Source organism: Methylobacterium sp. UNC378MF, assembly GCF_900103195.1.
Classification (GTDB): Bacteria; Pseudomonadota; Alphaproteobacteria; order Rhizobiales; family Beijerinckiaceae; genus Methylobacterium.
On sequence record NZ_FMWU01000008.1, the window covers coordinates 183,933 to 197,663 of the forward strand.

General features: G+C 69.6%; 14 protein-coding genes. 2 read left to right on the plus strand and 12 right to left on the minus strand.

What is annotated here, in order from left to right; translation table 11 throughout:
• Positions 1-3: 3 nt before the first annotated feature.
• The 11 genes from pufM to BLT59_RS10800 form a co-directional block, all read right to left on the minus strand.
• Positions 4-984 (minus strand): photosynthetic reaction center subunit M, encoded by a 981-nt coding sequence (pufM, locus tag BLT59_RS10750; protein WP_091779256.1) that lies wholly within the window; start codon positions 982-984, stop codon positions 4-6.
• Between the two features lie 81 nt (positions 985-1,065).
• A complete protein-coding gene (pufL, locus tag BLT59_RS10755; protein WP_091779257.1) occupies positions 1,066-1,890 on the minus strand; it encodes a photosynthetic reaction center subunit L in 825 nt (274 codons plus the stop codon).
• 81 nt (positions 1,891-1,971) lie between these two features.
• A complete protein-coding gene (pufA, locus tag BLT59_RS10760) occupies positions 1,972-2,163 on the minus strand; it encodes a light-harvesting antenna LH1, alpha subunit (RefSeq protein ID WP_012319766.1) in 192 nt (63 codons plus the stop codon).
• A 10-nt stretch (positions 2,164-2,173) separates the two neighbouring features.
• Entirely contained in the window at positions 2,174-2,410 is a 237-nt protein-coding gene (pufB, locus tag BLT59_RS10765; RefSeq protein WP_012319767.1) for a light-harvesting antenna LH1, beta subunit, read from the minus strand.
• Between the two features lie 125 nt (positions 2,411-2,535).
• Positions 2,536-2,757 carry a hypothetical protein gene (locus BLT59_RS10770; RefSeq protein ID WP_175543992.1) on the minus strand — a complete coding sequence of 74 codons (222 nt, stop codon included), beginning with the start codon at positions 2,755-2,757 and terminating at the stop codon, positions 2,536-2,538.
• 35 nt (positions 2,758-2,792) lie between these two features.
• Complete coding sequence (gene bchZ, locus BLT59_RS10775) at positions 2,793-4,259, minus strand: chlorophyllide a reductase subunit Z (protein ID WP_091779258.1); 1,467 nt, start codon at positions 4,257-4,259, stop codon at positions 2,793-2,795.
• Positions 4,259-5,788 carry a chlorophyllide a reductase subunit Y gene (gene bchY / locus BLT59_RS10780; protein ID WP_091779260.1) on the minus strand — a complete coding sequence of 510 codons (1,530 nt, stop codon included), beginning with the start codon at positions 5,786-5,788 and terminating at the stop codon, positions 4,259-4,261. Before bchY ends, bchZ begins: the two co-directional genes overlap by 1 nt.
• Positions 5,789-5,793: 5 nt before the next feature.
• Complete coding sequence (locus BLT59_RS10785; protein ID WP_091779262.1) at positions 5,794-6,798, minus strand: chlorophyllide a reductase iron protein subunit X; 1,005 nt, start codon at positions 6,796-6,798, stop codon at positions 5,794-5,796.
• Positions 6,795-7,733, minus strand: a complete 939-nt coding sequence (gene bchC / locus BLT59_RS10790; RefSeq protein ID WP_091779264.1) for a chlorophyll synthesis pathway protein BchC — start codon at positions 7,731-7,733, stop codon at positions 6,795-6,797. The genes BLT59_RS10785 and bchC overlap by 4 nt, the downstream gene beginning before the upstream one ends.
• A gap of 94 nt (positions 7,734-7,827) precedes the next feature.
• A complete protein-coding gene (locus tag BLT59_RS10795; RefSeq protein WP_091779267.1) occupies positions 7,828-8,955 on the minus strand; it encodes a methyltransferase in 1,128 nt (375 codons plus the stop codon).
• Between the two features lie 29 nt (positions 8,956-8,984).
• Positions 8,985-9,854, minus strand: a complete 870-nt coding sequence (locus BLT59_RS10800; RefSeq protein WP_091779269.1) for a polyprenyl synthetase family protein — start codon at positions 9,852-9,854, stop codon at positions 8,985-8,987.
• A 107-nt stretch (positions 9,855-9,961) separates the two neighbouring features.
• Here BLT59_RS10800 and crtD point away from each other — a divergent pair, with 107 nt between their 5' ends.
• A complete protein-coding gene (gene crtD / locus BLT59_RS10805; RefSeq protein WP_091779271.1) occupies positions 9,962-11,497 on the plus strand; it encodes a 1-hydroxycarotenoid 3,4-desaturase CrtD in 1,536 nt (511 codons plus the stop codon).
• Positions 11,498-11,544: 47 nt separating this feature from the next.
• Positions 11,545-12,354: a carotenoid 1,2-hydratase gene (locus BLT59_RS10810; protein WP_244513937.1), complete on the plus strand. Its 810-nt coding sequence runs from the start codon at positions 11,545-11,547 to the stop codon at positions 12,352-12,354.
• A gap of 4 nt (positions 12,355-12,358) precedes the next feature.
• Here the strand turns inward: BLT59_RS10810 and BLT59_RS10815 are convergent, their stop codons facing one another.
• Positions 12,359-13,648, minus strand: a complete 1,290-nt coding sequence (locus BLT59_RS10815; RefSeq protein WP_091779273.1) for a glycosyltransferase family 87 protein — start codon at positions 13,646-13,648, stop codon at positions 12,359-12,361.
• Between the last annotated feature and the right edge of the window lie 83 nt (positions 13,649-13,731).

The window sequence follows — 13,731 nt, forward strand, 5'->3', positions numbered from 1 at the left end:
TCCTCACGGCTTCATGCCGGGTGCGAGTTGGGCGGGATCCACGATCGGACCGTAGACCTGCGGATAGGCAGGGGCGACGTGGTGCTTGACAGCCCACAGATACCAGTTGTCGACCACGGTGCCGGTGAGAAGGATGCCAATGCCGCCCGTCAGCGTCGTCAGGACCGCGAACCACCAGGCCCAGCGATGGACGGATTCCATCGTGGCATTGAAGCCCATGGTCCAGCGCCAGAACAGGGCGGCGCGTTCGGTGGCAGTCCCGCGGTCGACGATCTGGTCGATCTCGCGCTCCGCGCCGTAGCGCGAGGAAGCCAGGATGGTGCCCCCGTGCATCGCGAACAGCAGCGTCGATCCGTAGAGGAACGTGATCGAGAGCATGTGGAACGGGTTGTAGAACAAGTTTCCGTAGCGGAGCGAGAAGGCGGCGGTCCAATCGAGGTGCGGGAAGATGCCGAAGGGTACGGCCTCCGACCAGGACCCCATCAGCAGCGGCCGGATGAAGCCGAGGACGAGGTAAAGCCAGATCGCCGACGCGAAGGCCCACGGCACGTGGGTGCCGAGGCCGAGCGCCCGTGCTCGCCGGTAGAGGTGGACCCACCAGAGCAGGATCGAGGCCGTCAGGAAGAAGCCGGCGATGAGCCACCAGCCGCCCTCGTTGAGCGGCGGCAGAACTCGCAGCCCGTATTTCGGCAGCGGCGGCTCGAGAGCGAGCCACGGCAACTGCCGGACGAACTGAACCGGATCCCAGTTCACCGAGGCCCACATGTTGAGGCCGATGATCTCGAAGGCGATCAGCCCGCAGGTGATCGAGAGGGCCGCGATGTAGCCGATATAGATCGGGCCGACCTGACTGTTGCCGATGAGCCCGAACAGGTAGCTGTTGAACGGCTTACCGACCCGGTCGTCGACCGCCACCGGAACCCCGTGCTCCGGTACCAGCGGGCGCACCTGAACCTGCGTGAAGATGTTCTGGTAATAGGCCATAGCCTGCCCTCCCCCGGGAGTGCCGCGCGCTCGGCGGCGGCGACCCGCGTTATTCCCCTCGCTCCGATTGCGTTCGGCCCGTCACCGCCACACGGGAAGGTTGAGCCACCAGCCCCACCATTGCGGCCAGCCCTGCGTCCAGAACGGTCCGCTGATGACGATGCAGACCGCGCTCCAGAACCCGGCCGACAGGGCGAGGAACAGGCCGAGGCGATGGATGCCGAGTGTTCCGATCGAGTAGCCGATCGTGTCGCGGAAGAAGGTGTCCTCGTGCTCGGGCGTCTTCACGACCTCGCCCTTCTTCGGGTTGGTTGCCGAGAGGATCAGGCCGCCGTGCATCGCCAGGGCCAAAGTCGTCGTGAAGAAGAACGTTACCGCCAGCATGTGCGCCGGGTTATAGTGGAAGTGTAGATACTGATATCCGGTATTTGACACCCAATCGAGGTGGCTGAGTATGCCGTACGGGAAGCCGTAGCCCCAGGCGCCCATCAGCAACGGTCGGATCACCACCAGGGTGAAGTAGGCGAAGATCGCCATCCCGAAGGCCGCGGGAACGTGGTAGCCGATGCCGAGCTTGCGGCAGATCTCGACCTCGCGCAGCGCCCAGGACACGAACGAGCCCAGCGCGCACATGGTGATGATCTGCCAGAGGCCGCCCTCCTTCAGCGGCGCGAGCCTCAGGCCGTAGCTGATATCGGGCGGCGCGATGTTGATCTGCCAGATGTTCCATGTCGGCCCGATCGCCGCGCCGTAGATGACGAGCGCGGTGCCCAGCACCGTGAAGAACATCCCGACCACGCCGAAGAAACCGACGAAGAACGGCCCGACCCAGAAGTCGAACAGGTCGCCGCCGAGCAAAGTGCCGCCGCGGACCCTGTATTTGCGCTCGAAGCTCAGCATCGCCATGGCGGCTGCTCCTCAGTCAGGCCGGAGAAGAGGAAGGACGAGGTGACCGCGGCTTTCGCGCGCCGCGGTCGGGACCGGCGGTCAGGCCGGCATCTGCGGCAGCGCGAGCGTGATGGTATTCTCGGCGGCCTTGTTGTTTCTCGGACCGTCCAGCCAGTTGAACCGGTCGGTCGACAGCAGGATGAAGTGGATCAGCAGCGCCAGGATGAAGAGGAAGGTGAACAGAGCCACCAGCGTGCGCCGCGGATCGAAGAGCAACCAAACCTTGTGCATCCGATCCTCCTCAGCCGATCATCGTGACGAGGGCATGAGCCGCATCGCGGACGCCCTCGAGCGAGGCGTAGCCCTGCGGTCCGGGGAGCCACGGACGCCACAGCCAGACGAGGATGTGGGCGACCACGGCGATCGCCGTGAAGATGAGGAAGCTCGTCAGGAAGATCGCGTGGAACTCCTTGGCTTCCGGTTCCGTCAGCCCGGACAGGCTGCTCGGTCTTTCTGTTGTGACGGGTCCACTCGCCATCGTTCAGACCTCCGTGTGTTGGCCGCGCCCCTGGCGAGGCGCGACGGGTTCAGCCGTGAAGCCTTGCGGCGGCCACGGCCCGACTTCCCCCGCGTCACCGGACGGAAGCATCTCGAGCAGGGCGTTCAGCCCATGAAGGCGAAGGGGATCGCCTGAACCGCCATGGCGCGGGCCTCGCCGAAGACCGAGCGGCGCGTCGGCGCCAGGCCCGGACGGGCGACCTCGCGGGCCGGCCGGAAACGGTTCAGCGTCGCGGCGGCGAGGAAGAACGGGTAGGTCGCCGCCAGGATCAGCCGGAACTGGATCTCTTCCTGGTGCTGGCGGTCGGTCGCGACCATCGTGCGCATCGTCAGGTCTCCTCTGGGTGAAACGGTGAGGCGGGTCATGCCGGGATCCCCCCGGCGAGATCGGCCCGGGCCCGCGCCACGTGGGCGGGCGCGACGGCCTCGGATTCGGCGTCGCGGGCGGCGCGCTCGGCGGCGTCGCGCAGGCGCTTGGCGGCCGAGATGCGGGCGAGCACCGGCTGGGCCTCGACCAGGGCGTCGAGCGCCTGCCGGGCGGCCTCATCCCAAGGCAGCTCGGCGTGGCGCCGGGCCGGGGTCGCCTCGACCTTGTCCATGTCGCGGGCGAGCGGCAGGATGTGGAAGAGGGTATCGAACAGGGCGTTGCAGACCTCCTGGACGAGGTAGGTCGCCCCGGCGTAGCCCATGAAGGGCGTCCCGGTGTGCCGCCGGATGATGGCCCCGGGGAACGAGGCCGGGACGTAGGTGGCCCGGGCACCGCACTCGGCGAGGTACATCCGCTCGTTGAACGAGCCGAACAGCACCAGCGGCGACCTCGTGGCGATCGCCGCCCGCACGGCGGCGTTGTCGGGCTTGAGCCCGGCCGAGCGCCCGAAGGCGAAGTGGCAAGGCAGGCCCATCTCGTCTTCGAGGAAGTGGCGCACGCCCCGCGCGTAGGTCTCGGTGGCGACAATGCCGAAGCTTGCCGTCCCGAAGAAGTCCTGCGTCACCGACCGCCAGAGATCCCAGACCGGCTTGATCGTGGTGTGGCGCTCGCGCTCGATGAACGGTTCGGGGTCGAGACCGAGGATTTCGCCCAGCGAGCGCAAGAACTTGGTGGTCGACAGGATGCCGATCGGCGCCTGCAGGTAGGGGCGTTCCAGATCCTCGCAGAGGAGGCGGCCGAACTCCCTGTAGAGGCAGACATTGGCGTCGGCGTTGACGAGCTTCGGTACGTCGGCGAGGTGCGCGCCGAGGGGAAAGGTCAGATTCACCTCGGCGCCGATCCCCTCCACCAGCCGCCGGATCTCGGCGAGGTCGGAGGGCATGTTGAACGTGCCGTAGGCCGGGCCGATCAGGTTCACCCGCGGCTTCTCGCCGGGCTTCTTCTCCGGCCGGGCCGGAATGCCCTTCTTGGCGAATTTTTTGGCCCCGTATTCCTGCCAGAGCCAGCGCATGGCCCGGTCGGCCGCCTGCCACTGATCCTCGTCGATGGTGCGCGGCAGGAAGCGCTGGAGGCCGGTCCCCTCCGGCGTCACGCCGCCGCCGATCATCTCGGCGATCGAGCCGGTGACCACCACGCTGGGCTGGCCGGGATCGAGGGTCGCGTGGGCGCGCTTCATCGCGCCCTCGGTGCCGTGGCGGCCCAACTCCTCCTCGGCGAGGCCGGTGACGACGATTGGCAACTCGTGCGGCGGCAGCGCGTCGGTGTAGTGCAGCACCGAGGTCACCGGCAGGTTCTCGCAGCCGACGGGACCGTCGATGACGACCTGAAGGCCCTTGATCGCGGTGAAGACGTAGACCGCGCCCCAGTAGCCGCCGGCCCTGTCGTGATCGAGGATCAGCATCACGCCATCTCCCCGATCGGCTTCTTGGGACCCTCGATCTTCGGCCCCTGGCGCTTCTGCGGCACCTCCTGCCAGACACCGGCGGCATGGCCGGTGCCGACGCCCTCGAAGAAGTCGCGCATCGCGTCGAACCGCGCCTTGTTGCCGAGCGCGGCGTTGATCACCGTGGCGAGCGATCCGGCACCGGCCGCGCCCATGAGCGGGCGCGCCGAGATCAGGTTGGTGAAGTAGAGGGCCGGCGTGCCATGCTCCTTGGCCCGCTGCACCACCGGCGTCGTTCCGATGGCGAGGTCGGGCTTGAGCGACTCGAAGGCGTAGAGGTCGTCTTCCAGTGACGCCCGGTAGCGCACCTCGGTGCCGCGAGACTCCAGCCAATCGCGGTCCGCCTCCGACCACGGGGTGCGCGGGCAGGCCGTGCCGACGTAGGGAACCTCGGCACCGCTCTCGACGAGGAGGCGCGCCACCAGCAGCTCCGAGCCCTCGTAACCGGAGAGCGTGATCCGACCCTTGATCGGCATCGCGCCGAGCGCGCCGCGGATGCCGGGGAGGATCCGGTTCTTGGCCGCCTCGACGGTGCCGCGGGCGACGCCGCAGGCGTCGCCGATCCGGTCGAGCCAGTCGGCGGTGCCGTCAACGCCCACGGGGGCCGAGCCGACGATCGGGCGGCCCGCCGCCTCGAACTCGCGGATCGAGGCCGTGTAGAACGGGTGGATGGCTGCCACCGCGGCGCAGTCGAGGGCCGCGTAGAGTTCGCGCCATTCGCGGGTCGGCACCACCGGGCCGGCTGACAGCCCAAGCGGCTCCAAGAGCGATCCGATCACCACCGGATCGGCCGGAAACACCTCGCCGAGGAGCGCCACGCTCGGGCGCTCGGAACGGCCACCGCGCGGCGCCGCAACGGGTCCCTGCTCGGCTTCCGCGCGGGCGACCTTCAGCATCGCGCCGGCCAGGACGTCCTTGGCCTCGGCATGGGTCGGCACGCCGAAGCCCGGCACATCGATGCCGATCACGCGGACGCCATCGATCTCCTTTGGCAGCAGGCGCAGCGGCACGCCGGACGCCGTCGGGACGCAGAGGTTGATGACGACGACGGCGTCGTACTCCTCCGGCTTGGCGGTGGCGTGGACAGCCTCGCGGATGTCCTCGAACAGCTTGCCGGTGACCAGCGTCTCCGAATTGAACGGCACGTAGCCGACGCTGCGCCTGGCGCCGTAGAAATGCGACGTGAAGGTCAGGCCGTAGACGCAGCAGGCCGAGCCCGACAGGATCGTCGCCGTGCGCCGCATGCGCAGGCCGACGCGCAGCGAGCCGAAGGCTGGGCACATGCTTTGCGGCTGGTCGTGCGGACCCTGCGGGTAATCCTCACGGAGCTGCGCCAGGGTCTCTGACATGCCGGCAGCTTCCGCGGCCGCCACCATCGCGTCCTTGCCGGCATGGCAGCCGAGCCCGTCGCCCTTCGTGGCGGCGGTGTCGATGGATGGCGCTGCCTTGCGGGCGCGTAGATCGGCGATGTCGAGGGAGACGGCCATGCGCGTCAGACCTCGTCGTACACGACTTCGAGGGAGGGCTTGGTCACGTGGGCCACGCCGCACATGTCCTCGTGGGTGGCCGGAACCAGCACCACATCCCGGCCCGTAACATCGCTGGAGAACAGGCCAAGCAGCCCGTCCTGCGTGAGCGGCGTCGGGCGATGCGGCGCGGCGTCGGCGACGTTGGCGGCAAGATCCGAGAACAGGCTGCCCCAGCGGCTCTCCGGCCGGCCGATGATCTCGTAATTCGCGCTCTTGCGGCGGATATCCTCGTCGGCCGGGATCGAGGCCAGAACCGGGATGCCGGCGGCCTCCGCGAAGGCCTGCGCCTCCCCGGTGCCGTCGTCCTTGTTGATTACGAGACCGCCGACGCCGACATTGCCACCGAGCTTGCGGAAATACTCCACCGCCGAGCAGACGTTGTTGGCGACGTAGAGCGATTGCAGGTCGTTCGAGCCGACGACGATCACCTTCTGGCACATGTCCCGGGCGATCGGCAGGCCGAAGCCGCCGCAGACCACGTCGCCGAGGAAGTCGAGCAGGACGAAGTCGAAGCCCCACTCGTGGAAGCCGAGTTTTTCGAGAAGCTCGAAGCCGTGGATGATGCCGCGCCCGCCGCAGCCGCGCCCGACCTCGGGGCCGCCGAGCTCCATGGCGTAGACGCCGTCGCGCTTGAAGCAGACGTCGCCGATCGCGACCGCCTCGCCGGCGAGCTTCTTCCTGGTCGAGGTTTCGATGATCGTCGGGCAGGCCTTGCCGCCGAAGAGGAGCGAGGTGGTGTCGCTCTTCGGGTCGCAGCCGATCAGCAGGACCTTCTTGCCCTGCTGGGCCATCATGTAGCTGAGATTGGCGAGGGTGAACGACTTGCCGATGCCGCCTTTGCCGTAGATCGCGATGATCTGCGTCTCTTTCTTCACCGGCGCGGTGGCGACGGCATCGGGCTCGATCGCGGCCTCGGCGCGGAGCTGGGTCGCTTGGGACAGGGCGGCCTTGTTGAGCTGAACGTTCACGCGGCGTCCCTCCAGTCGAGGATCATCTTCAGGCAGCCCGGGTCCGCGAAGGCGGTGCGGTAGGCGTCCTGGGCCTGTGCTGCCGGGGCACGGTGGGTAATCAGTCCGTCGAGGGAGAGCCGGCCGCTCTCGATCAGTCGGGTTACCGCCGCCGTGTCCTCGGGCCGGAACTCGGCGGAGATCCGGATCCGGGCCTCGCGCATGAAGGCGGGCGGGAAGGCGAAGCTGAGGGGCGCCTCGTAGAACCCGGCGAGGACGATCTCGCCCCCCGTCGCCAGGCGGGCGATCAGGGCGTCGAGGCCGGCGGCGTTCCCGCTGACATCCGTGATCGTCGCGTAATCGCGGCGCGGATCCGCGTCGGGCGCGACGACGGTGTAGCCGTGTTCTCCCGCGGCCCTGACGGGGTCGGTCTCCCAGACGGTGGGCGCGGCGCCCGCTGCCACCGTCAGCCTGGCGAGCAGGCGGCCGAGCACACCGTGCCCGACAATGAGCGGCGTTGCGCCAGGCGCGAGGCGTCCGAGGGCACGATGGGCCGTGGCGGCGAGGGCCAGGAGGCAGGCCTGCTCGCCCAGGGCTTCATCCACCGCCACGAGGCGGGCGGCCGGGGCTACCAGATGGGAGGCCGCGCCCCCGAACAGGCCGCGGACGGAGCCGAAGCAGCGTGCCCCCGGGACGTACACCGTCTGGCCGACCCGGACCGAGGCGCCGGTATCCGCCTCCACGACGGTCCCCACGGATTCGTAGCCCGGAACGAGCGGGTACCCCATGCCCGGGAAGGGTGGCATCCGGCCGGACCAGAGCAGGCGCTCGGTGCCGGTGCTGATCCCGCTCCAGGAAACGGCCACAACCGCGTCCGCCTCACCGGGCGGCGTCAGCGCCAGGCGCTGAACCGAGAGCTGCTCCGGGTTTTCCAGAATGACGGCCAGGGCGTCCATGGCTGGAATCATCCACCCTTTGTGCTGCGACTCTCTCCGGTTTGGAGCCGCTATGTGTCATCCTAGATAGACACAAGTCAGCGTCAAGCGACACTTACATTTCTGAGGCTGTTTTTTGGGCTTGCAGCACCCGCGTGAGCAGGGGGCGCCGGGTTGAATGCTCACGCGTGGCAGTAAAACCTGCCGCCCCGAGCATCGCGCGAAGTTCCTCGGCGCGGCGTGGTCGACCGGAGCCCATCGCCAGGAGGTAGAAGCCGAAATAGGCGTCGCCGACCGGCTCCGCGCCGGGCGTTCCGGCCATGGGCTCGGCGATCAGCAGCGTGCCGCCCGGCGGCAACGCCGCATAGGCCGCCCTGAGGAGCGCCTGCGCAGCCTCGTCATCATGATCGTGGACGATCCGTACCAGGGAGATGATGTCGGCGCCCGAGGGCAGGCCGCTGTGGAAGTCGCCGCCGCGGCAGGTGATCCTCTCGCCGAGGCCTGATTGCCCCAGCCGAGCGGCAGCACGATCGGCAACGGCCGGCAGGTCGAACAGGGTCAGGCGGGGCGCTGCGTGCCGCGCCGCGACCGCCTGCAGAAAGGCGCCTTCGCCGCCGCCGACATCCATGAGGTGCCGGGCCCGCGAGAGATCGCAGGCGTCGAGCACGTCCTCGGCGATCAATGCCTGCGAAGCGCCCATCAGGCCGCTGTAGGGTGCAACTGTGCGCCCGTCGCCCGCCACGCCCGCGGCATAGGGCCAGTAGCCCGCGAGGCGGGTGGGCTGCGCCTGTCCGCGCAGCAACGCGACCGGATCCGCGAGATCGGCGTAGAGGAGCGCATGATGCTCGATCATGGCGGCGATGCCGGGATTGCCGACGAGCGCGGCTCCCAGATCGGCCAGCCCGAAACGATCTCCCGACAGCGCGCGCAACAGCCCGAGGGACTCGGCGGCGCGCAGCAGGCGCCGCGTCCTGTCCGGCGTGAGGTCGAGCCGACGTGCCAAGATATCGACCGGCACTGGTCCATCGGCCAGGATCGCGAACAGATCGAGGCGGATGCAGGCGGTCAGAACCTGCGCGTAGACGAAGCCCGCGCAGAGGTCGAACAGCGCGCGCGTGTTCCGGCGGGCGATATGGCGGGTGAGCGGGAAGCCTGAGGCCCAGCGCTGGAAGCCGGGCCTCGCGACGAGGCGGTTGCGCCATGCGAGCCACCTGTCTGCCCAAGAGGATGGGACAGGCGGCACCGTGCCGGAGCCGGGGAGCGATCCGGCGCTCAGGCCACCACCGCCCGCAGGCTCGCGGGCAGGAACAGCCGCGCCTGCGCCTCGATCTCGGCGGTCAGGGCGGCCATACCCGGGCAGGCCGGGATCGACGCCACCGCCTCGCGGGTCAGCCGGGACAGGCGATCCAGCGCGCCTCCTGTCCCCAGAAGCGCGGCGGCGTTTGGACGTCCCAGCGTCGCGTCACGTCCGGCGGGTTTGCCGATCTCCTCCTGCCGACAGGCGACGTCCCGCAGGTCGTCGGCGACCTGATAGGCCTCGCCCAGGCATTCGCCGAGGCGCCGCCAGGGCTCAGGCTCGGCTCCCGCCGCGGCGGCGCCGGCGACGGTGGCGGCGGCGAACAGGGCGCCGGTCTTCGCCTGCTGGTAGTCGCTCAGGCTGACATGAGCCTCCGATTCCCAGGCCTGCCCCGCAGCGATGCCCGACGGAGACCCGGCGGCGCGGCCGAGAAGGCCGACGAGGCGACCGAGCCGCGCGGGATGACGGAAGGTGGCGCGGGCCAGGGTTTCGAAGGCGAGAACGATCAGCGCATCGCCGGTCAGGACGGCGATGGGTTCGCCGAATGCGACGTGGATGGAGGGCTTCTGCCGCCGCATCGGCGCATCGTCGAAGCATGGCAGGTCATCGTGGACCAGCGAAGCGCAATGCAGGATCTCGATGGCTGCCGCGGCCGCTTCGGAGCCGGCCGGGTTATCGTCGCCGCAGGCGCGGGCGACCGATAGGCATAGGCGGGGACGAATCCGGTGTCCGCCGGGGAACACCGCGTATCGCAGCGCTTCCGCGAGAAGGGGCGGCGCGCCGGGCGCCTCCGCGTAGGCGACGGCGCGATCCAGCGCCATCTCGATCCGCCGGCCCGAATCCATGCGTTGCCTCCCGTGTTGAGATCGGTTGTCAGCAACAAGTGTCATTTCTTATTGACACTTCGCGGGGAGGAGATCAATCCCGTTCTCGGGGAGAACGCGGAGCGAGCGTGGCGCAGGAACGCGTCGTCGTGATCGGAGCCGGGATCGGTGGCCTTGCCGCCGCTCTGCGGCTGGCCCATGCCGGATTCGATACGACCGTTCTGGAACGCGCGTCCCGTCCTGGTGGAAAGATGCGCGCCGTTCCGGTCGGAGACCGCGCCGTCGAGGCCGGTCCGACGCTTTTCACGATGCGTTGGGTCTTCGAGGAGCTGTTCGCGGATTGCGGCGCGCAACTCGCCGAACGGGTTTCGCTGGCACCGGCGCACCTCCTCGCTCGTCATGCCTGGAGCCGGGACGAACGCCTCGATCTCTTCGCCGACATCGAGGCATCGGCCGAGGCGATCGCCACCTTCGCGGGTTCGCGCGAGGCTGATGGCTACCGGCGGTTCTGCGCTCGCTCGGCCGAGGTCTACCGGACCCTCGAGGGTCCGTTCATCCGCGAGGGCCGGACGGGTCCCGCCGGGCTCGCGCAGCGGGTGGGGTTGTCGGGCCTCGGCGATCTCTGGCGGATCCAGCCTTTCACCACGCTCTGGTCGGCACTGGGCGCGTATTTCCGCGATCCGCGGTTGCTCCAGCTGTTCGGACGCTACGCCACCTATTGCGGCGCCTCGCCCTTCACCGCGCCGGCGACCCTGATGCTCGTCGCCCATGTGGAGCAGGCGGGCGTCTGGACCGTCGCAGGGGGGCTCAGCGGGCTCGCGCGGGCTGTGGCCGATCTCGCCGCGGAGCGGGGCGCGATGCTCCGCTACGGTGCGGAGGTCGAGCGTATCCTCACCGGAGGCGGCCGCGTCATTGGCGTGCGCCTCACGGACGGCACGGTGGTCGCTGCCGACCGGGTCGTCTGCAACGCCGATTGCGCCGCCCTCGGCGCCGGCCTGCTCGGGACCGAAGCCTCCGCTGCCGGCGAGCATCTCGCGCCCGGCGAGCGCTCGCTCTCTGCGGTCACGATCTGCGCCGAGGCAGTCGCCACCGGATTCCCGCTGGCGCACCACACGGTGTTCTTCTCGCGCGACTACCGGTCCGAATTCGACGCGCTCCTGCGCGCCCGTCGCCTGCCCGACGATCCGACCGTCTACATCTGCGCTCAGGATCGGGACGCGGCGGGTGCCGCGCCGCAGGGATCGGAACGCCTGCTCATGCTCGTCAACGCACCGGCGGATGGCCGGGAGAAACCGCTCACGCCGTCGGAGACCGAGACATGCGAGAGGAATTTGATCCGTCGGGTGCAGGCCTGCGGGCTCGCCCTGGACTTCACCTCGTCGGCGGTCATGACGACCCCGCGGGACTTCGACGCCCTGTTTCCCGGGACGGGGGGAGCTCTCTACGGGCGGGCGGCGCAGGGCTGGGCGACGACGTTCAAGCGCGCGGGCGCGCGCACGGCTCTTCCGGGCCTCTACCTGGCGGGGGGCTCGATCCATCCCGGGCCGGGCGTGCCGATGGCGGCGCAATCAGGTCGGCTGGCAGCGGCAGCGATCCTGGACGACCGCGATTCGACGGCGCGGTCGCGCGTGGTGGCTACGCGTGGTGGTACGTCGATGCGGTAAGCGACGACGGCCGCCAGGGCCTGACGATCATCGCGTTCATCGGCTGCGTGTTCTCACCCTATTATGCCTGGAGCGCCGAGAAGGACCCCTATGCCCATTGCGCCATGAACGTGGTGCTGTACGGCGACCGCGGCCGCTTCGCGATGACGGAGCGCCGCGCCGCCAGCCTGTCGCGGAGCGCCGACCATATCGCGGTGGGACCGAGCGCCATGCACTGGGACGGCACGGCCCTGACGGTGCGGATCGACGAGCGCGGGGCACCCCTGCCCCGCCGGATCCGCGGCACGGTCCGCCTCGAACCGCGCGGATTCACGGCGGGTCCGTTTCATCTCGACCGATCCGGCCGGCACCGCTGGTGGCCGATGGCGCCGTCCTCGCGAGTCGAAGTCACCTTCGATCAGCCCGACCTCCGCTGGAACGGCAGCGGCTATTTCGACACGAATGACGGCGACGAAGCGCTGGAGGCCGCTTTCTCCCGATGGACGTGGTCCCGGGCCGATCTGCAGGACGGTGCTGCGATCCTGTACGACGTCCAGCACCGCGACGGCGGCGGCCAGAACCTGTCGCTTCGATTCTCCGCCGACGGCAGCCGCCGTGATCTCCGGCCGCCGCCGGCCGCGGCGCTCCCGGCGACACGCGTCTGGCGGATGCCGCGCGAGACCCGCAGTGACGGCGGTCGGTCGCGCGTGCTGGCGACGTACGAGGACACGCCGTTCTACACCCGCTCGCTGCTCGCCTCGACGTTGGGCGGCGAGCCGGTCCGGGCCATGCACGAGAGCGTGTCTCTCGACCGGTTCCGCAATCCGCTCGTGCGGCTCATGCTGCCCTTCCGGATCCCGCGGCCGCTGGCCCCGTGAGGCGCTACACGTCGACGCCGCCGGTCCCGGCCGTGCGCTGGTCCGCCGAGTCGATCTGCGGTCGAAGGCGATCGGCAATGCAAGCGAGGGTTGCCAGGCACAGCACGAAGCCGAGGGGAAAGCCGGTCAGCGCCGCCGCCTCGCGGGTAACCGCGAAAAGCGGCGCGCTACAGAGCAGGACGCGTTCGTGCGTTCGCAACCCGCCCGCCCGATAGGCGACCAGGGCCAGCAGCAAGGTAGCCGGGACGACCGGCGCGAGGTCGTAGACCGGCAGGTATGGCGACAGCAGAGGTGCGACGGCGACCAGCACGGCGGCGCGAAGTGCGGGGTCGGTCAGCCGGCGCCAAGCCTGGCAGGCCAGACCGAGCGCCAGCACGGCGACCAGCGCCTGCGCCGCCCAGGCGGCGGCCATTGAGCCGCCGAGCAGGCGCACGGCTCCGAACGCACTGGCATTGAGGTCCAGGCCCGCGGCGGCGCTCTGCAGGATGATCCGATTCGTATCTCCGAGGGTGGCGAAGAAGCTGACCCACGGCCCCGTCCCGAAGAGCGCGAGCGAGGCGAGACAGAGGGTCAACACCGTCGAAAGGCAGGCCGCCAGGCAGTCTCGCCGGCCGGTCACCAGCAGGAGCAGCGGCGCCAGGACCGCGAAGTGCGGCTTGTAGGCCAGGAGGCCGAAGCAGAGCCCGGCCAGCAGGGGGCGCCGGTCGACCAGCACCGCGCCGAGGGTCAGAAGCGACGCGGTGAACAGGCCGTTCTGGCCGTAGGCGAGGTTGCTGAGCACCAAGGGGTGGGCGAGCGCGACGAAGGCCACATCCATGCGGCCGGCTGCTACGCGCATCGCCAATGCGAATAGGGCAAGCGAGAGCGCAGTCCAGAGCAGGTAGGCCGGCTGCGGCTCCATCAGCGCCATGGCGGCTGCCGGCAGGAGGAACACCGGTGGGTAGTGCCAAGCGAACCGACAGTCCTGTCCGAAGGCCGCCTTCATGTCCGCCAGGTGCACCGGCAGATCGTAGGGTTCGGCCCCCCGCCCCTCCAGGGCGGAGCGGCCGGCGACCCAAACCTGGACGAAGTCGTTGCCGAGGGGATCGCCGTACCAGTTTCGCCGCGGCTCCGGCCCGGTGCCGTAAACCAGGACGACCATGGCGAGGCCGAACGGGACGAGCACCCAGGCGGCGCGCTTGGCAAAGGCGAACAGGCGGGCGTCGCTGCTCAGGAGGCTCGCGAGATCAGCCTGCAGCGCGGCAGCGCGTGCGGCCAATGGGCCCGGCGCGCGGGTCTGGATGTGCGCAGACATGACGGACGGGTTCCGCATCCGGGTTTCGCCAGAATCTAAGCGCGTGCGGTTCCGGGCCCGTTAACAGGGCTGTTTGCGGCTCG

Coding starts and splice junctions, on each gene's coding strand:
- pufB (WP_012319767.1), bottom strand. CDS start 2,410: ATGGCGAGTGGACCCGTCACAACAGAAAGACCGAGCAGCCTGTCCGGG.
- bchZ (WP_091779258.1), bottom strand. CDS start 4,259: ATGCTGATCCTCGATCACGACAGGGCCGGCGGCTACTGGGGCGCGGTC.
- bchC (WP_091779264.1), bottom strand. CDS start 7,733: ATGGACGCCCTGGCCGTCATTCTGGAAAACCCGGAGCAGCTCTCGGTT.
- BLT59_RS10770 (WP_175543992.1), bottom strand. CDS start 2,757: ATGCGCACGATGGTCGCGACCGACCGCCAGCACCAGGAAGAGATCCAG.
- BLT59_RS10800 (WP_091779269.1), bottom strand. CDS start 9,854: ATGGATTCGGGCCGGCGGATCGAGATGGCGCTGGATCGCGCCGTCGCC.
- pufA (WP_012319766.1), bottom strand. CDS start 2,163: ATGCACAAGGTTTGGTTGCTCTTCGATCCGCGGCGCACGCTGGTGGCT.
- pufL (WP_091779257.1), bottom strand. CDS start 1,890: ATGGCGATGCTGAGCTTCGAGCGCAAATACAGGGTCCGCGGCGGCACT.
- bchY (WP_091779260.1), bottom strand. CDS start 5,788: ATGGCCGTCTCCCTCGACATCGCCGATCTACGCGCCCGCAAGGCAGCG.
- BLT59_RS10815 (WP_091779273.1), bottom strand. CDS start 13,648: ATGTCTGCGCACATCCAGACCCGCGCGCCGGGCCCATTGGCCGCACGC.
- pufM (WP_091779256.1), bottom strand. CDS start 984: ATGGCCTATTACCAGAACATCTTCACGCAGGTTCAGGTGCGCCCGCTG.